This window comes from Paenibacillus sp. JT22N12, assembly GCF_056269365.1.
Genome location: NZ_JBWDNU010000005.1, coordinates 91,371 through 110,997, shown reverse-complemented (window position 1 = coordinate 110,997; position 19,627 = coordinate 91,371). Strand labels below are relative to the sequence as shown.

Here is a 19,627-nt window from a genome sequence, read left to right as displayed (position 1 = left end):
AGTCGGGTCTTACTTTCTGAAGCGATCGTCAATATTTGGTGAAAGAAGGGGTAGGCATGAAAAAGCTTCGCATGGGTCTTGCGGTCATGATGTCCGCCGTATTCATCCTGTCCGCATGCTCCAATTCAAACAGCGCAAGCGGCGGAAACAACAGCAGCAGCACGCCGGAGCCGGACAACAGCAGCCCGGCGGCGGCAACCGCCGATCCGGCGTCCGCGCCGGAGGAGAAGGCCGATCCGTTCGGCAAATACCCGGAAACGCTTGAAATCAGCGTCATCTACGACCGCAACCCGGAGACCGAGAAGTCCTTTATCCCCGGCAGCTCTTATGAGACGAACTGGAACAGCGATTTTTGGCTGGAGAAGCTGAACATCAAGCCGGTCGTCAAGTGGAGCGCGCCCGCAGGCGATCAGTATAACCAGAAATATAATCTGATGTTCGCGAGCAATGATCTCCCCGATATCTTCCTTCTGCGGTCCACCGACAACAAGCAGTCCGCCCGCAGCATGCTCAAGAAGCTGGTGGATGCGGACATGGTCGAGGATTTGACAGCGGTGTACAGCCAATACGCGTCTGACGAAGTGAAGGACTACTATCAGACCTTTGACAACAGAGCGCTGGATTACGCCACCTTCGATGGCAAAATGTACGGCCTGCCCTCGCAGGGCGATACCTATGCCAACGTCCAGATCCTGTGGGTCCGCCAGGACTGGCTGGATAAGCTGAGCCTGCAGGCGCCCCGGACCATTGATGACCTGGTCACGGTCGCCAGGGCGTTCAAGGAGAAGGATCCCGACGGCAACGGCAAAGCCGATACGATCGGGCTTTCCATGCAGAATCAGTTCATGGACCCGGGCTTCACAGTGGCCATCCCTATATTCAACGCGTACAGCGCCTATCCCAAGAGCTGGGTGAAGGACAGCAGCGGACAGCTCATATGGGGCGGCATTCAAGAGCAGAACAAGCAGGCGCTGCAGGTATTGGCCGATATGTACAAGGAAGGGATGATCGATCCTGAATTCGCGCTGAGCGACGGCAACAAAGCCGCCGAATTCATTACATCGGGCAGGTCGGGCATGCAGCTGGGGTCCTGGTGGAACGGCAGCTTCCCGCTCACCTTCAACATCGACAACGACCCCAAAGCCGACTGGAAAGCCTATACGCTTACGACCGACAATAAAATCCACGCCGTCATGAATTTCCCGACCGACCAGTTTCTGGTCGTCAAGAAAGGCTTCAAGAATCCGGAGGCGGCTGTCAAAATCCTGAATTTCTCGACAGCCCTCAGCCACTCGAAATATCCGGAGACGACCGACCGGCGCAATGAGCTTAACACGCAGTTCGGTACCGATAAGGTCGATGCGCCGACGATCATTCCGAACTTCGGAATCTCCTATCTTGATACGACGCTGCGAAGCGTAAAGCTGTTCGAGGATATTTTCGCCGGGAAAGCGACCGTGGATGACTTATCGGTGGGAGAGCGGCAAATTTTTGAAAATTCGCTCAAGCCCAATCACGATAACCCGCGGAAGGACCCCGGCAAATACAAGGACTATATCAACTGGATGTCAGCGCTGTCGGCTATCGCGCACTCGGACCTGGATATCCAATGGAACGGCTTCAGCGGCACGACGCCGACCTACGATGCCAAGATGGGCTCGCTGATCGACAAGCAGCTCACCGCGTATACGAAGATCATCATGAATAAAGAGCCCATCGCCTACTTCGATACCTTCGTCAAGGAGTGGAAATCGCAGGGCGGCGACCAGATTACCCAAGAGGTGAATGAATCGGCTGCCCAGGAAAGCGGCAGCTAACGAATATAGGGCGATCCGGATTTTGGGGGTGCCAGGCTGGGAGGCTGGCTTGGCGCCGTCGGAGCCCGATTCGCCGCAGGCGGAGCGTGAAAAGAATGACCAAACTCTTCAAGAATGATCAGTTCCATTATCACATCATGCTGCTTCCGGTATTTGCGGTATTCATCCTGTTCAACGTGCTGCCTATCTATGGCATCGTGCTGGCATTCAAGCACTTCATCCCGACCAAGGGCGTGCTGGGCTCGCCATGGGCGGGACTGGAGCATTACAAGTTTCTGGTGCAAAATCCGGAAATCTGGCGTGTGCTCCGAAACACGCTGCTGATCTCGGTCGGCAAGCTGGTCACGCTGCTGGTGCTGCCCATTATGCTGGCGCTTATGCTGAACGAGCTGCGGGTGAAATGGTTCAAGCGTTCCGTGCAGACGATCACCTATCTGCCTCATTTCCTGTCCTGGGTCATTCTTGCGGGCATCTTCCGCGATATTTTCTCCACGCACGGCATCATCAACTATATGCTGGAGACGGTGTTTCATATCGAGCCCATCATGTACCTGGGCAGCAACTTCTGGTTCCGTCCGATCATTATCCTGTCCAATATGTGGAAGGAGCTGGGCTTCTCCACAATCATTTATTTGGCCGCTTTAACGAGCATCAACCCGGCCTTGTACGAGGCTGCGGAAATGGACGGCGCCGGCCGTTTTCAGAAGATTTGGCATATCTCCATCCCGGGAATCGCCATCATCATCGCCTTGCTGGCGACATTAAGCTTGAACGGCATCCTGTATGCCGGTTTCGATCAAATTTACAACCTGTACAATGTCATCGTATACGATACCGCCGACGTGATTGAAACCTGGGTATTCCGCAACGGCCTGGTTGGTGCGCAGTACGAGATCGGCACGGCGGTTGGCCTGGTCAACAGCCTGATGGGGCTTTCCCTGATCGCCCTGACGTATACGCTCGCCTACCGGTTCGCCAATTACCGGATCTTTTAGCCCAAGGAGGACAGCGCATGATTCATTCCAAAACGCTCGGTTCACGGCTGTTTGACGGGTTCAACATCACGATCCTTGTCCTGATCTCGCTTATCACGCTGTTCCCGATTCTGCATACCGTCGCCGTGTCCTTCAGCAATCCGGCGGTAGCCGGGAGCGGTACGATTACCGTGCTGCCCAAAGGGCTGTCGTTCAATGCGTATGCCAGAGTGCTGGATGACAAGCAGTTCTTCATCTCGCTGTGGGTGTCGCTGGAGCGGATTGCATTGACGCTTATCCTGGGAACGGTGGTGACGTATCTGGCCGCCTTTCCGTTCTCCCGGGAGACGAGAGATTTTCGCATGCGGAATATATATCTGTGGATTTTGCTCATTGTCAGCAGCTTTAACGGAGGCATTATTCCGGGGTATATGAACGCCAAGAACCTTGGTCTGCTCGATAATTTCTGGATTTTGATCCTGCCATACCTGTTTAACTTCGGCAACATTCTCCTGGTGTTCAACTTCTGGAGGAATCTGCCCAGGGAGCTCGACGACTGCTCGAATATCGACGGTGCGGGCCCTTGGGTGAAGCTGACGCATATTTATTTTCCCTTGTCGCTGCCGGTGCTGGCAACGATATCGCTGTTCACGATCGTCAACACCTGGAACGAGTATTTTCAGGCGATCGTCTTCATCAACGATCCCCATCTGATGCCGCTGCAGACCTATCTGCAGCAGATCGTCATCACGATTGATCCGACAAGACCGCAGGATATTGGAGAGGGCGGAGTGCTCTCGGAGGTCTCGAACCAGACGCTGAATGCAGCGAAGATCTCGCTGACGATGCTGCCGATTCTGTTTATATATCCCTTTCTGCAGCGGTTCTTTATTCATGGGATCACATTGGGCTCGGTGAAGGAATAGCGCGGATTGTATAGTTTTTGACAAGCAATCTTTGAATCCGAACTGCTCGTTTGTTATACAAAGCTCAAATTTAGAAATTCGAATATATTTCGGGTTTTGTCATTATTTCTTCCATGACGAGTCGGCAGTATGGCCTGCTTTGCAAAAAAAGATGACAAGGCAACAGCTTTCCCACACAAAAATCTCCAATTCTTCATAAAGATGAAACTGGGCCGTTAGTTTTGCGCCATCAATCAGCGAAGGAGGCTGCAGCAGTGGGAAAGGTACTGGTGTTCGACCGGGAACGCTCCGTACGGATCGAGGAGTATGAGGAGAGGCCGCTTGGGCCGGGAGAGCTCAGACTGCAGACGCTTTATTCGGGGATCAGCGCAGGCACGCAGCTGACCGCCTATCGGGGGACGAATCCGATGGTCGGCGGCATATGGAACAGGGAGCTGCAGCTGTTCGAGAAAAGGCAGCCGGGCAGCACGTTCTATCCTGTTGTCGGCGGATGGGCTTACGAGGAAATCGGCGAGGTGGTCGAAGCGTCGCCCGATGTACAGGAGGTACGGGCCGGCGATCTCGTTTACGGGACATGGGGACACCGCAGCTCGCATGTCGTCACGGAGGCGTTTGCCCGCGGGCATCGCCTTGCTCCGGGTCTTAAGCCGATCATTGGCATATTTTCGCAGATGGGCTGCATTGCATTGAATGCCGTACTGGACGCCCATCTGCATGTCGGCGAGACGGTGGCGGTGTTCGGCCAGGGCGTTCCCGGACAATTGGCCGCCCAGTTGGCCAAAAGAAACGGTGCAGCAGTTATCGCGGTCGACCTGGACGATTACCGTCTGGCCAAATCAAAAGATCTGGGCGCCGACTATACCATCAACAGCGGTACCTGCGATGCTGCAAAGGAAATCAGAGCGCTCACAGGGGGCCGCGGCGCGGATGTTGTGATTGAAATCTCCGGCTCCCCGCATGCGCTGCACCAAGCTGTCCGTTCTGCTGTGTATAACGGACGCGTTGTGGCGGCGGGCTTCTATCAGGGGCAGGCGGAAGGGTTGTACCTCGGTGAGGAGTTCCATCACAACCGCATCCAGATCGTGTGCTCGCAAATTAATGCGGTAGCTCCCGAGCTTGGCAACCGCTGGAACCGCACTCGGATGGAGCAGACTATTTTCCGGCTGGCCGGTCAAGGCGATCTGGAGCTGGAGGCGCTCATTACCCGGATCATGCCATTCAGCGAAGCTTCGGACGCTTATGCCATGCTGGACAGGCAGACGGAGAAAAATCTTCAAGTCGTGCTGAGTTTCGAGGAATAGGCGGCAATTTGAGGCTCACGCAGACTTCAATATAGGTTATATTTCCCGTTGTTTCGAAATAATAACAACCGCAAAAACGTGAAGTGTCGAAAAAAATAAACAAAATATTGCCATTTATGGGATTGTGAAAATTGTAATGGTAAAAAGGGATCATAAAAATCTGGTTCCTTTTTTTGTGTTGGTGGTAAGTTTTAATTGCTGATAGCGCTTTCCCAATGCCTTAATTTCCATATAAATAGATATAGGAGACTAATATATAACATCCAAATAACTCAATTATGTAATATGTATGTTATAAATAGACGGTATTAAAAACGAGAACATTTACTGTGCAAATGCTACAAATTCTTTTATAATATCCTTATCGTAAAACGCTTACAATTTTTGGTGAATGGGATAGCTGCGCCTAATAATCAAAAATAATGATAGATATCGTCAAAATGATAGGTTATAATACTGACGTTGGGATGAGGTTCTCCAAAATAAATGGAAATTACCGCGGTTAATCCTTAACAAATCATCAATGGGGAGGTTTTATTTATGAAGGTGAAAGGTTTTTTGTCAGGAATGATTACATTAGTTCTACTCGGTACCATTTTGGCAGCATGCGGCAACAATAGTAACAACGGGGGCAATGGAGGCAACGCGGCATCCGATCCCGGCACTACTACGAACACCAATGCCAATAGTCCTAGTGACAGCAGTACAGGTAAAAAAGATCTGGTCATGAACTACCGGGCCGATCCTCCCGCACTGGACGTTTCGATAGCGGAAGCTGCCGCTACGTTCACGATCCTTGGAGCCATCAGCGAAGGTTTGTACCGTCTGGATAAAGACATGCAGCCGCAGCCGGCACTGGCAGAATCGATGCCGGAAATCTCGGCTGACGGATTGACATATACCATTAAGCTGCGTTCCGGCCTTGTCTGGGCAGACGGAAGCCCGCTGACCGCGAATGACTTCGTATATTCTTACCGCAGAACGCTTGACCCGAACACCAAAGCGACTTATGCCTTCATGCTCGCATGGATCAAAGGCGGCAACGATGTGCTGAATTCGAAAACTCCGGAAGATATTGAAGCCAATAAACAAAAGCTCGGGGTCCAAGCGAAGGATGACACCACTCTCGTTATAACGCTGGATCACCCGATTCCGTTCTTCACGGCCCAGCTTGCATTTCTGAACTTCTACCCGCAGAATGAGAAGTTTGTAGAAGCTCAAGGAGACAAGAGCGGCGCAGATGCCGATAAAGTCCTTGGCGCAGGTCCGTTCAAGCTGACTTCATGGAATCACGAGCAATCGCTGGTTCTCGAAAAGAACGACAAGTATTGGGATGCCGCTAATGTCAAACTCGACAAAGTTACCCTGAACATCGTGAAGGATACGAATACCGGTCTGAATTTGTACGAAACCGGCGAGACTGACTACGCGGATGTTAAAGGCGACCAAATGAAAGCCTATGACGGTAAACCGGATCTGCAAATGAAGAAAGAGCTTGTTACCGGCTACCTCAATTTTCAACAAACCAAAGTTCCTGCTTTTGCCAATCTTAAAGTCCGTCAAGCGTTCAGTATGGCTGTCGATCTTAAAGGCGTAACGGATCTTGTACTGATCAATGGTTCCGTACCGGCAACCGGCTTTGTGCCTGCAGGAAACCAGGATGGCAACGGTAAAGAATTCCGTACTGTTGTCGGCGACACGCGCGATGCGTTCGATGCGGCCAAGGCAAAAACCCTGCTTCAAGAAGGTTTGGCTGAATCCGGCACGACGCTTCCGAAGCTGTCCATTATCGGTGACGATACAGAAACCGGCAAGAAGCTTCTTGAGTACATTGTTCAACAATGGAAAACGAATCTTGGCGTCGATGTAGTGGCTGAACCGCTGCCGCATGCGAATCGTCTGGATCGCGAATTGAGCAAGAACTATACTATCGTCTCCACATTATGGGGTGCTGACTATAACGACCCGATGACATGGCTTGATATGTTCCTGACCGGCGGTTCGCTCAATACACAGGACTGGTCGAATGCCGATTACGACAAGCTGATCAAAGACGCTCAGATCCAAACCGATCTGGCCAAGCGTGCTGATGAAATGGTGCAGGCAGAGAAAATTCTGATGAGCGAAGCAGCCGTCATGCCGCTTTACTTCCGTTCATCGCCGTTTGTCATCAATCCAAAATTGAAAGATCTGATTCTGCCTCCTTACGGTCCGGATTTCGAATTGAAATGGGCCCATTTTGAAGGTTAAACAAGCAGAAGTTATTTAATGCATCCAGGAAACAAACATCATACTTCATAACATGGGGAGCCGTTCACGGTTAACGACTTGAACGGCTTCCTTCATGTTGCTTGCAAACTTTCAAATGCGGGAGGGAGGCCATCATGCTTAAGTATGTGCTGCGCAGATTCTTTTATATGATTGTGACGCTGTGGGTTATTGTCACCATCACTTTTTTCCTGATGAAGCTGCTGCCGGGTAATCCCTTTGGCGAGGCTACGGCGAAGCTTACTCCGGAAAACTTGCAAATTTTGATTGAACAATACGGTTTGGATAAACCGATATGGCAGCAATATTTGAAATATATAGGACAAGTGGTACAAGGTGATCTGGGGATTTCCTATCAATTCCCTACACGCTCGGTTGTGAGCGTAATCAAATCAGCTTATCCGGCCTCTTTTGAGCTTGGTCTGGAATCTCTGATATTTGCTGTTATTGTCGGTCTGCTGCTCGGGATTATTGCCGCGCTCAGACATAACAAGCTCGGCGATTACACCGCAATGTTCATCGCCATCATCGGGGTGTCCATTCCATCATTTGTTATTGGACCGCTGCTCTCCTACTTCGTAGGAGTTAAATTGCAATGGCTTCCGCCTGGTTTGTGGACGACTCCGGAGCACCGGATTTTACCGGCTCTGGCCCTGTCGCTCGGAACGATTGCCATACTGGCGCGGATGATGAGGGCTTCCATGCTCGAAGTCGCCAGCCAGGATTATATCAAGACAGCGAAGGCAAAAGGAATACCGACGGTTTCCGTAGTGGGGACGCATATGATCCGTAATGCGATATTACCGGTTATCACCATTCTGGGACCGATAACCGTCAATGTATTAACCGGGACACTGGTCGTGGAGAAGATATTTTCCGTTCCGGGGATAGGCTATCAATTTGTGAGCGCCATCCTGACGAACGATTACACGATGATTACAGGATTGACCATATTCTATGCGGCTATTCTTGTTGTGGCTATGTTTATTACTGATATTGCATATGGCTTCGTCGATCCGCGTATTCGGTTAGGGAAAGGGTGATAAGGGATGGAAGTCATCGTTAAAGATCAATTTCAACCGGCTCCGCAGACTAGCAGCAAAGAAGCGATTCTGCGTCCTTCCCTGAATTATTGGCAGGATGCGTGGAGGCGGCTGAAGAAAAATAAATTGGCTATGGCCGGACTGGTAGTCCTTGTGATCATCGCCGCTTTTGCTATTATTGTTCCGCTTGTCAGCGGTTATGATTACGAGACGCAGAATCCGTCAGCCGTCAATCTGCGTCCATCAGCCGACCATTATTTTGGCACCGACGATTTTGGGCGGGATCTCTGGACCCGCGTATGGTGGGGAGCGCGCATTTCCTTGACGATCGGGATAACAGCAGCGCTGCTCGATCTGGTGATCGGAGTTCTTTACGGCGGAATTTCCGCTTATTTTGGCGGCAAAGTCGATACGATTATGCAGCGTTTTATCGAAGTGGTATACTCTATTCCTTACCTGCTGATGGCCATTCTTCTCTTGATGGTTTTGGGTCCGGGGATGAAATCGATTATTTTTGCCTATGTCATTACCGGTTGGGTATCGATGGCGCGGCTGGTCCGCGGGCAGCTGCTCGTGCTCAAAGAGCAGGAGTTCGTCCTGGCGGCACGCACCTTGGGTGCAAAACCGTTTCGTATTATTCTGAAGCATTTGATTCCGAACGCCCTTGGCGTGATTGTCGTTCAAATTACGTTTGTTGTCCCGACGGCTATTTTTGCCGAAGCATTCCTCAGCTTTATCGGACTTGGCATACGGCCGCCTCTGGCTTCACTGGGGAATCTGCTTAGCGATGGCGCCGGAGTAATGAGATATCATCCGCACCGTCTGCTGTTCCCGACTGTTATCTTCAGTTTGATATTGCTCAGCTTCAACCTGTTGGGAGACGGTCTGCGCGACGCTCTCGACCCGAAAATGAGAAAATAAGGAGGAGAGTCGAATGAGCGCACCTTTACTGGAAGTCAACAACCTGCAAGTTTCGTTCAAAATGTTCTCCGGCGAAGTCCAGGCGGTTCGCGGCGTCTCCTTTAAGTTAAATAAAGGCGAAGTGCTCGCAATCGTCGGTGAATCCGGCTGCGGCAAGTCAGTGACGGCCCAGACCCTTATGCGCCTTACGCCGTCTCCGCCGAGCTATATCAAAGCAGGCTCGATTATGTTCAATGGCAAAACGGATATTACCAAGCTGTCCGAGAAACAAATGAAAAAAGTGCGCGGAGAGGAAATGGGGATGATCTTCCAGGACCCGATGACTTCCCTCAATCCGACGATGACGGTCGGCGCGCAAATTGCCGAAGGGATCCGCAAGCATGAAGGCGCCAGCAAATCCGTGGCGCTGCTTCGCGCGGTTGAACTGCTGAAATTGGTCGGCATGTCCAATCCGGAGGAGCGGATTAACCAGTATCCGCATGAGCTGTCAGGCGGGATGCGCCAGCGGGTGATGATTGCAATTTCGCTGGCCTGCAATCCGAAGCTGCTGATTGCGGATGAACCGACAACAGCTCTTGACGTGACGATCCAGGCGCAGATTATGGATCTGCTGCGGGATATTCAGAAAAAGACGGACACGGCGATTATTCTGATTACCCATGATCTTGGCGTGGTTGCCGAAATGGCGCAGCGGGTCATCGTTATGTATGCGGGCAAGGTGGTGGAACAGGGCGAATTGAACGATATCTTCTATCGTTCGCGGCACCCTTACACATGGGGCTTGCTCAGCTCCGTACCCCGTCTGGACAGCGACGGCAATACCGAGCTGTCATCCATACCCGGTACACCGCCCGATCTGTACGCTCCGCCGAAGGGCTGTGCTTTCGCGGCCCGCTGCCCGCATGCCATGCGGATATGCAGGGAGACGGATCCCGATCATTTCAAAATATCCGATACGCACAGCGCTGCCTGCTGGCTGAATCATCCCGACGCGCCGAAGGTGGAGCAGTCGAAGGAGACAGGAGGTAAAGTATATGCCTGAAGCGCCTATTCTGGAAGTGAAAAACTTGCGGAAGCATTTTCAGCTGAAAGACAACCGGACGCTGAAAGCGGTCGACGGTTTGAATTTTTCGATCAATCGCGGGGAAACATTCGGTCTGGTAGGGGAATCCGGCTGCGGCAAGTCAACGGCTGGCCGCACGATTATCCGGCTTTACGAGGCTTCGGAGGGGCAGGTTATTTTCAACGGCAAGGATGTCGGGAAACTGAAGGGCGACGATCGCCTGAAATTCAACCGCGAGATGCAGATGGTGTTCCAGGACCCGTACGCTTCGCTTAATCCGCGGATGACTGTAGGCAAAATTATCGCCGAGGGAATCGACATTCATAAACTCTACACGGGTAAAAAGCGGACAGAGCGCGTGCATCAGCTGCTCCACGCCGTCGGTCTGAACGAAGAGCATGCGGGGCGTTTTCCCCATGAATTCTCAGGCGGCCAGCGCCAGCGGATAGGCATCGCGCGGGCACTTGCGATCGAACCGCAGTTCATTATCGCCGATGAACCGATCTCGGCGCTTGATGTGTCCGTTCAGGCGCAGGTCGTGAATTTGTTCAAGAATCTGCAGCGCGAGCATGGGTTGACCTATCTGTTCATTGCCCATGACCTGGCGATGATCAAGCATATTTCCGACCGGATTGGAGTCATGTATCTGGGTAAGCTTGTTGAAGTGGCGGCGGCCAGTACGCTGAACGCGAAGCCTCTGCATCCTTACACGCAATCGCTGCTCTCGGCGATTCCGATTCCCGATCCGGAAATCCAGAAATCGCGGGAGCGGGTTATTTTGCAGGGAGAAATTCCAAGCCCGGTCAATCCGCCTAGCGGCTGCCCATTCCGCACCCGCTGTCCAAAAGCGATGCCGGAATGCGCGGCTTCGATGCCGGCCTTCAAAGAGATCGAGCCGGGTCATTTTGCGGCTTGTCATCTGTATTAATATGGCGGTGCAGCTATTCATTTATCCGTGCCAGCCGCAGCTGTTCCGTTGATTTATTGGATCGGCATGATAATAAATTAAATAAGTGAACCACATGCGAGCCGATGCTCCATGTGGTTTTTTGCTTTTGGCCGGCTCGGCTTGCAGCCGTTAAGGAGCACCGGGAAGCCTGATTCTTGAATAAGCAGCAAGAATATGAATTTAAAACTGTATATATTTTACTTTTATGACATGTGAAACAGATTTTGCAGGATCATTAGCCGTCAGGTTGATGGTCTATTTTATATGAAATTTTCGAAATCTTCAGATCATATATAAATTCTTAATAATTTATTATTATTTTGAGAACACAACGGTAACAGTCCAGACTTATTATTAGCGCTGTGCAAAAATTTACCGGCAAAGTAGAGGGGATTGTTGGAAATCACTAGAAAGTATTTGCGTCAAACCTGTCACCATTATAAAAACCGAAAGGAAGCTAAACAATTTCATGTGGAAAAAATGGATTAATATTACTATTATGGGGACGATTGCGTTCAGCATGCTGCCAATCGGGAAGTCTTACGCATCCCTGGATGCGCAAGCGGGTCAATCGACCGAGGATCCGGGCTTCACTTATGATGGAACTGCGAATACCGGCAAAGACGTAGCGGAAGGCGATACATACTATTATCTGCAGAATGACGAGGCTATCGCGATCATTTCGAACAAAGTCGGAGCAAATAACAAGCAGGGCAGCTTCAAAAAGGGCTGGCCTGTTGATTTCGTCTCCAAAGACCCGAAAGCGAATATGAAGGAAACGCTGGATTGGTCGGAGCTTGTTCTGAGCCCTACCATGAACGGCGACTACAACCAGAAGGGTGTTCAACTGTCCCTTGATAATATTCAAGTCGTGGACAACGATAAGATCGTTGCCTCTGGCCAGTGGGATCAGAATGCCAAGATCAAAGGCTCCGTTACCTACCAAATGCTGCCGGACCAGCCGGTCATGAAGATGACCCTGACGTTGAATAATCAGGATACAAGCGACTTCGCCGGTTATTTCCTGTATTCCATGGATCCCGATGTTCCGGGCGCTCAATCGTCTTATGCGCCTGGTATTGGCTGGCTGCCCGGTCTCAGAACGTCAGGCTGGTCGGAGAACTATCTCTATGACGGCACCTCGGGTTCGTCAGGTGAACCGGCTCACTCCATCGCCTGGCTCGATGATCAGCCGACCGGGATATACGGCAGCGATCTCTATTTCGGCGCCTGGTTTGACGCCAGCGTAAAAGCCGGAGAGAGCAAACAAATTTCCTGGTATCATGTCACGGAAATTCCGTCGGAGCGCGGCAATCCATATGATAATTTCTCGACTTATGCGAAGCAGCTGTCCGTAATGGACCCTGAGGTCCCCGATTACAGCAAAGTAACCGGGCAGATGACGGACCCGACTACGGACACCGGCATTCCGGGTGTCACTCTCGTTGCCAAGAACATCAATTCCGAGGTCGCGGGCACGGCTGTAACGGATGCCGAAGGCAAGTACGAGCTGTATCTGCCGGCAAATACCTACACGCTGACAGCCTCCAGACCCGGCTACGAGATGGATTCAAACTCTGTAGAGATTACAACGGATTCAACGATCGTCTACCCGATCGACTTTGATATGAATCCGATTTCGGTCTCGGCGGGAACTGGCGTCCGGCTCCCCGGTACGCTTGCCGAGGGAACGGTGGATGATGTCGTCATCCAAAACTCCAAACTCGCCATGACAATCGCCAAGACCTACGTCGATTCCCAACTGACGAATTCGGTAGGACGGCCGATCGACTTCGCCGTTCAAGGGCTGGATGATGATCTGGACTGGATCAACCTTCCATACCTGAGACGTGCACCTCTTCCTGCTAAAGAACCATGGAAAGTATTAACGGTTAGCAACTCCAGTGTGGATGTCACGGAGAACACAGCCAAGCAGGCAACCGTCAAAGTAACCGGGACCTACTCAGAGGTGCCCGGCGTAAATGTGGAGACGACTTATTCCCTGCAAGCCAATCAGACGTGGATCGACACGGAAACGGTGTTCAAGAACACGACGGCAAGCGATGTCGTTGCCTATGCCGGTGACGTGATGGACCATGACGGGGAGGGACAAACCTCCTTCGTGCCGGGTGTTGGAACGATTCCCGATGTGGCAACGTATACGCCGAACGCGCCGTGGTTCTCTCAATACGGCAGCTCGCAGCAGGCATACGGCATTATCTACGAAGGTGATTTTGCCAGCGGCTTCACGCTTAACGGCAATAATACAAATGTGCTTAGCGAGAAGCAGATTACGATCCCTGCCGGCGGCGAATACCGGCTTACACGCCATCTTGTGGCGGCCAGCACAGAAGGCTTGACTGACAAAAGCCAAGCGATCAACAACGTTTATGACGAGATCATCAGCCACCAAACCGGTATCAGCATGGAACTGGCCGTAGACAAGGAGACTTTGTCCGTCAATGAGCCGTTCCAGGTATCGCTTACGGTCAAGAATGATTCGGACGATATCGTGTCCGGGCTGCAGGCCAATCTCAACCTGCCGGCCAATGTAACCTCAAGCGATATGGCAGCGAAAGACATTCCGGAACTTGCTGCTCACAGTTCTACAACCGTCACATGGAATGCTGCGGCGGCAGGCGGGGGTCACGGAGATATCCAGCTTGAAATCAAGAAATCCGGCAATCCTTATATCACCAAGAACAAGCAAATTTTCGTGAACGGACCGGGCTGGTATGCCGGCGACAACCATACGCACAGCCGTTACAGCGACGGCAGCGGTTCGATTAACGACAACGCTACGGTTGCACGCAACAAGGGACTGGATTTCCTTACGGCAACCGACCACAACTCAATCAAGCAAAAAGATGACGTGGCCAAAGAGAACCGCGCCGATTTCGTGGAGCTGCTGGGCGAGGAAGTCACAACCGGCACCGGCCACTCGCTGGCCTACGATATTTCAAGTCTGATCAATTGGGCGCAGCCGACCCAGGATTACATCAACGAGACCCGGGCGAACAATGATGGGCAGGGGATGCATTTTATCGCCCATCCGTATTATCCCGGCCTGGAGTGGGAGGACTGGAGCGTCAAGAATTATAACGGGATCGAAGTGTGGAACGGCTTCTACCCGCCCAAGCATACGGTTAACGCCCAGGCGTTCGCCAAATGGGATGAGTTGAACAAAGCGGGCCGGCATATTATCGGTCTTGCCAACTCCGATGCCCATAACCCGGGCAAAGTAGGCGATCCGCACATTAAAGCCTATATGGACAACCTGTCCAAGGAAGAGATTTACCAAGCCATCCGTGGCGGTATGCTATACGGTACGAACGGCGATATCGACCTGGAGCTCAACATTAACGGAAAAATGATTGGCTCCGATGTTGCAGTGGACCGACAAGGCGGACAGGCAAACATCGTATTGAACGGTTCTGCGCCTGGAGGACTGACGACCGCCCGCGTAATCAAGAACGGAGTCCTTCTGAAAGAGTGGACCGGTCTAACGGGAACAACCTTTAATCAGAACCTGCAGGATAATGCATTGCCTGGTGATTTCTACAGGATGGAGCTGGAGGGAGCCAACGGAAAATTCGCTTTCTCCAACCCGATCTGGATCACAGACGGAATCAGCGTTCCGCAAAGCATGAGCTTTGATGATGAGAATATGACGCTGCGGGTAAACAAATCGGATGTGCTGTCCGTTACCGGCACTTACCTCGACGCCAGCAAGCTGGAGCTTTCGGAGACCGGGAAGCTTGCCTTCATCAGCAGCGACTCCTCGGTTGTCTCAATCGACAGCTACGGCCATATGACGGGATTGAAGACGGGCAAAGCGGATATTACCGTTTCAATCGGGAATCTTGAAATCATCACAACCGTCACCGTTGTGCCGAACAAAGCGCCTGCCGCCTCGACATCCGAATACAATACGGCTGCCGGCACGCCGATCAACGGCGTAATGGTCGCTTCGGATGAGGACCGCGATCCGCTTGCTTTCCGAATCGTGAAGCAAGGGACGCTTGGTCAGGCAGCCGTAACGGATGCGGTATACGGCGGATTTACTTACACACCGAACCCGGGTGTCACGGGAACGGATACGTTCACCTTTATAGCAAGTGATGGCGAAGCGGACTCCCAGGAGACAGCTGTTACCGTCAACATCAAGGAAGTTCCGGCATCCAACCAGGCACCGGTTGCCGAAGGTGGAACCTGGAGCGTTGCGCAGGGCGGATCTTTGCTGGAGAAGCTGAAGGCAACGGATCCGGATAACGATAAACTGACCTATTCAATCGTGGCTAATGGTACTATGGGCACGGCAACCGTCATAGACGCGGTATACGGCGGCTTCAGCTATACGCCGAACATTGGCGCGGCGACGGGAACCGATACGTTCAGCTTTAAAGTAAATGATGGCTCTGTCGATTCGAATACGGCTACTATCACTGTCCATATTACACCAGGCAATCATCTGCCGAAGGCCGAGAATCTCTCCTTCAACACGACAATCGGCATCGCGATCGATGTCAGTCTGAAAGGAACGGATTCAGACGGCGATCCGCTTACGTATACCATTGTGCAGAACGGTACGAGGGGGAAAGCCGTGTTCAAGGATAGTCATACCGGCAGCGTAACGTATACGCCGAATGATGAGCAGCCCGGCGAGGATACATTTATGTATATGGTGAACGACGGCAAAGGAAATTCAAATCCGGGTATCGTATCGATATCCATTAAGCTGCCGGGACCGGGTCATCCAGATGACGATGACAACACACCTCCGGCGGACGGATCTGATAATCCTTCGTACCCTCCGGCTGCGCCGCCTGCGCCGCCTGCAGAGAAGCCGCCAGTTGAGGAGCCGGAAGCTCCTGAAGCTCCGGCGTCAGGCGGAGGAGAGAATCAGCAGCCAACGAAGCCTGTCGATCAGCTGTTTACTGACGTGTCGAATAACTGGGCAAAAAGCTATATCCAGGAAGCCGTTGACAGCGGTCTGATTAGCGGATACCCGGATGGCACGTTCAAACCTAATGAGACGATCAATCGGGCCGAGTTCCTGGTTATTCTCACCAAAGCGATGGGATACAACGATTCCGACGCAGCATTAAGCTTTGCAGATCAAGGCAGCATTCCTGCCTGGTCCGCCGATGCGATCAAGAAGGCAATCAAAGCCGGCATTATCAAAGGCTATGACGACAACACCTTCCGTCCGGGTCAGATCGTGAGCCGTTCGGAAATGGCCGTTCTGCTGGCCAGAGCGCTGGGCCTTCCTGACAATGCCGGATTGAAATCGACATTCGGCGATGCGCCTGATATCCCGGTATGGGCACAAGGCATGGCGGAGCAGTTGAAGCAGCTCGGTATTATCCAGGGCCGCGGCAATGGGGAATTCGCTCCGAAAGCCGGCACTACACGCGCTGAAGCGATTAAAGTTATTTTGACAGCCATGCATCTGATGAAATAAACAATGCTGCATCAGTTCGGGAATATGGGCGCTTGCCTGTATTCCCGGCTATTTGTTTGGTGAGTGAAATCCATACCTGAGAGGAGAGTATTGCTGTGACTGCCAAGAAGATAAATGCATATGTGAAAATCGCGATTCTCCTGCTTGGCATGCTGCCGATCCTGCCCCAGATTTCGTCCGCCCATTTTGAGCCTATCGGCTACTCGGAGATCGTCGTCGGAACAGACACCATCGAATATTCGCTCTATATGGACCCCTACCAGCTTCAGGAGTTCGTCGAACTGGATCTGAATACGGACGGTTATGTCGACGCGGAGGAAGTGAAGGAACAGGAAGCGGTACTGGATGCGTTCATGGGTTCCAATCTTCAGGTATTGAGCGGAGGCGTGGCCGGCGAGCCGTTGATCAGGCAAACAGTAATGACGGAGAAAGGCACGCTGCCGATGATCATGGCCCAAATCGAATATAAATTTGCGAAGCCGGTTGAAGATTTTGAGATTAATTACCGTTTCTTTCAGGTAGAAGGGTTCGTCCATCATATAAATATGGCCCATATTCAGTTTGCGGACCGGGAGCAGGAAGTTGTCTTTAATCAGACCAGCACCCAGTTCAGCTGGAGCAGGGATGGGGAGAATAACTCCTCCGGTCATGTTTCGGCAATCGCCAAACCAACGCTGATCAGGTGGGGGATCATTCTTGGCTGCTTGCTTTTGTTCTCCCTCGGCGTACTGATATGGAGACGGCGGAATTCCGTCAAATCCGTGAGTTTGCAAACCGGCAATAAGGCTGTACGCAAACCGGCCAACTGAATAATCCGCAGGCTTTGGAATGAATACAGACCTAAATTGTATAATGATTGCCGCCGCTTATCCTCCGTCATACCCATGCGGCTTACTCGTTAGTGAATGGTCTTGACCAATCCGCCATCGATAATATAATCCACCCCTGTAATCATGGACGCGTGACCGGAAACAAGGAATACGACAAGACTGGCAACTTCATCGGATTCGGCAAAACGCCCCAAGGAGATGCCCAGATCAAGAGCCATTTTCCTGGAATCTTCATCGCTATCCGGTATTCTTCCCGCCCACATCTCCGTACGGGTCGGTCCCGGTGCGACGGTATTGACGCGAATGCCTCTTGATGCGAACTCGCCGGCTAAATTTTTGGACAAATTCGTGACAGCGGCTTTGGCTGAGCTGTAAGCGATGATCCGCGGATTAGGCATGACGGCGTTCATTGAGGAAATATTCACGATTGCCCCTCCTGGCGACGTAAGATGGGGAAGCGCAGCACGAGCTGTCCTCACAACGCTCATCAGATTAACGTCCATCATCTCCGCCCAGTCGGCATCGGACAGCTGAAGGAAGCCTTCCCCGGAACGGGTATCCGTTGCGCCGATATTGTTAACGAGGATGTCCAGCCGTCCATAGCGATTTAGCGCCTCCTTCACGACCTGCTCCGCTCCTTCCGCCTTTGCTGCATTCGCTATAACCGTAAGCACCTTGCCGGTATCCTCAAGCTCCTTTAACTCTGCCGTTATCTGACGCGAAGCTGCTATGACGTCCGCTCCGGATTCAGCCAGCGCTCTGACGGTTGCAAGTCCGATTCCGCGCCCTGCGCCGGTGACAATGGCGACTTTGCCGTTCAAAGAAATGTTCATTGTGTTCATCCTCCCGCAGCTTTGTTTGCCGTATGTTCTTACAGCCTCATTATTGGCGATAATCGCGGATTTGCAAAGTACGCCGTTTATTCATACCAGGTATGGTTAACAGGACTAATGCGGCCATGCCGGTACCTTTGAACGGCATACGGACAGGGAGTTTGCATGGGTCTGTAACGCAGATGGTTACACATTCCTCTTGCGTTTTTCGTAAAGTCTGCTGTAGAATACGCCTAACAGAAAGCGAAAGAAAGGAGCGTGAGAGATGGATTACCAGATAGACGTGAAGTTTGGGCCCATATATGAACTTCTCAATAGTCTGCATACGTACATATGTCGAAAATCATATAAGAAGATTGATTTGGCCCCGCAGTGGGCCAAAGAAACCCGTCAGCGGTTGACGCCTGAATTTGCTTCCTTCCTCGATCAAACAGAGATCGACGGGGATTGGAAATTAACCTCTCTGCTCGTTCATCTGTGCCCCGGCTGTGGAAGCACCGAGGATTTCCTGGCTTGGCTGGAAGGATTGTCATCCGGCGACCTTTACGAGCTTATATCGGAGTACAGCAACCAGTTTCCCGACAACAAAGGAAAATTCCGCTCCCGCACCTTGTCGATGCTGTCGCAGTGGGAAGAGCAATATTTCCGGCATATCGATCCGGCTATCATTGAATCGTTAAGGGAGGAGACTCTTGACCGCAAGAAAGCGTTATTGGGGCTTCAGCAGGATGAGTTTATCGACCAAACAACCAACGGGCTGCATTTTAAACCGGCGAACGGGCTGGAACAATTGATCCTCATCCCGCAGCATCATTTTCAGCCGTTGAATGTGATCTGCAATTTCGGCAAATTAACGCTCTGCCATTATTCCGCAAGAATCTATTTTGCCGATGACGATTATTTTCCCGCGCCGGAATACCGGATGATCCGAAGTCTCGGAGAGAAGAACCGGCTGAAAATATTACGCTATCTTCACCAGGGTCCCCGCAGCTTTATAGAAATCGTGAGGCATTTGAATTTATCCAAGGGGATTACGCATGATCATATTGCGAAGCTGCGGAGCGCAGGGATGATCCGGGCCTATTTTGAGGGCGAGACACTGGTTGAATACACCCTGAGGCCTGGCGCATTGGAGCATATGCAGCGCAGACTGATCGCATATATTGAGCAGAGCTAGTCCGTAAAAATAGCCTCTCCGCCCTTCATCACCGGGCTTATGGAGTCAAATAAGAATGCCA

Annotated in this window: 13 protein-coding genes; 12 read left to right on the top strand and 1 reads right to left on the bottom strand. The window is 51.8% G+C overall.

The window, feature by feature from the left end; translation table 11 throughout:
* The first annotated feature begins 56 nt into the window (after positions 1-56).
* The 11 genes from AC0YOA_RS19840 (at position 57) to AC0YOA_RS19790 (ending at position 17,535) form a co-directional block, all read left to right on the top strand.
* The gene (locus AC0YOA_RS19840; protein WP_475788064.1) at positions 57-1,817 is read left to right on the top strand and encodes a type 2 periplasmic-binding domain-containing protein; all 1,761 of its coding nucleotides are present in this window, start codon (positions 57-59) and stop codon (positions 1,815-1,817) included.
* A 95-nt stretch (positions 1,818-1,912) separates the two neighbouring features.
* A complete protein-coding gene (locus AC0YOA_RS19835) occupies positions 1,913-2,812 on the top strand; it encodes an ABC transporter permease (protein ID WP_210044848.1) in 900 nt (299 codons plus the stop codon).
* 17 nt (positions 2,813-2,829) lie between these two features.
* Positions 2,830-3,717 carry a carbohydrate ABC transporter permease gene (locus tag AC0YOA_RS19830; RefSeq protein ID WP_475788063.1) on the top strand — a complete coding sequence of 296 codons (888 nt, stop codon included), beginning with the start codon at positions 2,830-2,832 and terminating at the stop codon, positions 3,715-3,717.
* A gap of 254 nt (positions 3,718-3,971) precedes the next feature.
* Positions 3,972-5,018 carry a zinc-dependent alcohol dehydrogenase gene (locus AC0YOA_RS19825; protein WP_475788062.1) on the top strand — a complete coding sequence of 349 codons (1,047 nt, stop codon included), beginning with the start codon at positions 3,972-3,974 and terminating at the stop codon, positions 5,016-5,018.
* A 540-nt stretch (positions 5,019-5,558) separates the two neighbouring features.
* Complete coding sequence (locus AC0YOA_RS19820; RefSeq protein ID WP_475788061.1) at positions 5,559-7,268, top strand: peptide ABC transporter substrate-binding protein; 1,710 nt, start codon at positions 5,559-5,561, stop codon at positions 7,266-7,268.
* Between the two features lie 134 nt (positions 7,269-7,402).
* Positions 7,403-8,329 carry an ABC transporter permease gene (locus tag AC0YOA_RS19815; RefSeq protein WP_475788060.1) on the top strand — a complete coding sequence of 309 codons (927 nt, stop codon included), beginning with the start codon at positions 7,403-7,405 and terminating at the stop codon, positions 8,327-8,329.
* Positions 8,330-8,335: 6 nt separating this feature from the next.
* A complete protein-coding gene (locus tag AC0YOA_RS19810) occupies positions 8,336-9,250 on the top strand; it encodes an ABC transporter permease (protein WP_210044853.1) in 915 nt (304 codons plus the stop codon).
* Positions 9,251-9,263: 13 nt separating this feature from the next.
* Positions 9,264-10,292, top strand: a complete 1,029-nt coding sequence (locus AC0YOA_RS19805; protein ID WP_475788059.1) for an ABC transporter ATP-binding protein — start codon at positions 9,264-9,266, stop codon at positions 10,290-10,292.
* Positions 10,285-11,241 (top strand): ABC transporter ATP-binding protein, encoded by a 957-nt coding sequence (locus AC0YOA_RS19800; RefSeq protein WP_475771344.1) that lies wholly within the window; start codon positions 10,285-10,287, stop codon positions 11,239-11,241. Before AC0YOA_RS19805 ends, AC0YOA_RS19800 begins: the two co-directional genes overlap by 8 nt.
* Positions 11,242-11,731: 490 nt before the next feature.
* Positions 11,732-16,726, top strand: a complete 4,995-nt coding sequence (locus tag AC0YOA_RS19795) for a CehA/McbA family metallohydrolase (RefSeq protein WP_475788058.1) — start codon at positions 11,732-11,734, stop codon at positions 16,724-16,726.
* A gap of 95 nt (positions 16,727-16,821) precedes the next feature.
* Positions 16,822-17,535 (top strand): hypothetical protein, encoded by a 714-nt coding sequence (locus AC0YOA_RS19790; protein ID WP_475788057.1) that lies wholly within the window; start codon positions 16,822-16,824, stop codon positions 17,533-17,535.
* An 89-nt stretch (positions 17,536-17,624) separates the two neighbouring features.
* Here the strand turns inward: AC0YOA_RS19790 and AC0YOA_RS19785 are convergent, their stop codons facing one another.
* Positions 17,625-18,389, bottom strand: a complete 765-nt coding sequence (locus AC0YOA_RS19785) for an SDR family NAD(P)-dependent oxidoreductase (RefSeq protein WP_475788056.1) — start codon at positions 18,387-18,389, stop codon at positions 17,625-17,627.
* 265 nt (positions 18,390-18,654) lie between these two features.
* Between AC0YOA_RS19785 and AC0YOA_RS19780 the strand changes: the two genes are divergently transcribed.
* Positions 18,655-19,566 (top strand): ArsR/SmtB family transcription factor, encoded by a 912-nt coding sequence (locus AC0YOA_RS19780; RefSeq protein ID WP_475788055.1) that lies wholly within the window; start codon positions 18,655-18,657, stop codon positions 19,564-19,566.
* Positions 19,567-19,627 lie beyond the last annotated feature (61 nt).

Bases quoted from the DNA above. Each gene is read 5' to 3' on its own strand.
- AC0YOA_RS19780 (WP_475788055.1), top strand. From the start codon at position 18,655: ATGGATTACCAGATAGACGTGAAGTTTGGGCCCATATATGAACTTCTC.
- AC0YOA_RS19805 (WP_475788059.1), top strand. From the start codon at position 9,264: ATGAGCGCACCTTTACTGGAAGTCAACAACCTGCAAGTTTCGTTCAAA.
- AC0YOA_RS19785 (WP_475788056.1), bottom strand. From the start codon at position 18,389: ATGAACATTTCTTTGAACGGCAAAGTCGCCATTGTCACCGGCGCAGGG.
- AC0YOA_RS19840 (WP_475788064.1), top strand. From the start codon at position 57: ATGAAAAAGCTTCGCATGGGTCTTGCGGTCATGATGTCCGCCGTATTC.
- AC0YOA_RS19800 (WP_475771344.1), top strand. From the start codon at position 10,285: ATGCCTGAAGCGCCTATTCTGGAAGTGAAAAACTTGCGGAAGCATTTT.
- AC0YOA_RS19810 (WP_210044853.1), top strand. From the start codon at position 8,336: ATGGAAGTCATCGTTAAAGATCAATTTCAACCGGCTCCGCAGACTAGC.
- AC0YOA_RS19830 (WP_475788063.1), top strand. From the start codon at position 2,830: ATGATTCATTCCAAAACGCTCGGTTCACGGCTGTTTGACGGGTTCAAC.
- AC0YOA_RS19820 (WP_475788061.1), top strand. From the start codon at position 5,559: ATGAAGGTGAAAGGTTTTTTGTCAGGAATGATTACATTAGTTCTACTC.
- AC0YOA_RS19835 (WP_210044848.1), top strand. From the start codon at position 1,913: ATGACCAAACTCTTCAAGAATGATCAGTTCCATTATCACATCATGCTG.
- AC0YOA_RS19815 (WP_475788060.1), top strand. From the start codon at position 7,403: ATGCTTAAGTATGTGCTGCGCAGATTCTTTTATATGATTGTGACGCTG.
- AC0YOA_RS19795 (WP_475788058.1), top strand. From the start codon at position 11,732: ATGTGGAAAAAATGGATTAATATTACTATTATGGGGACGATTGCGTTC.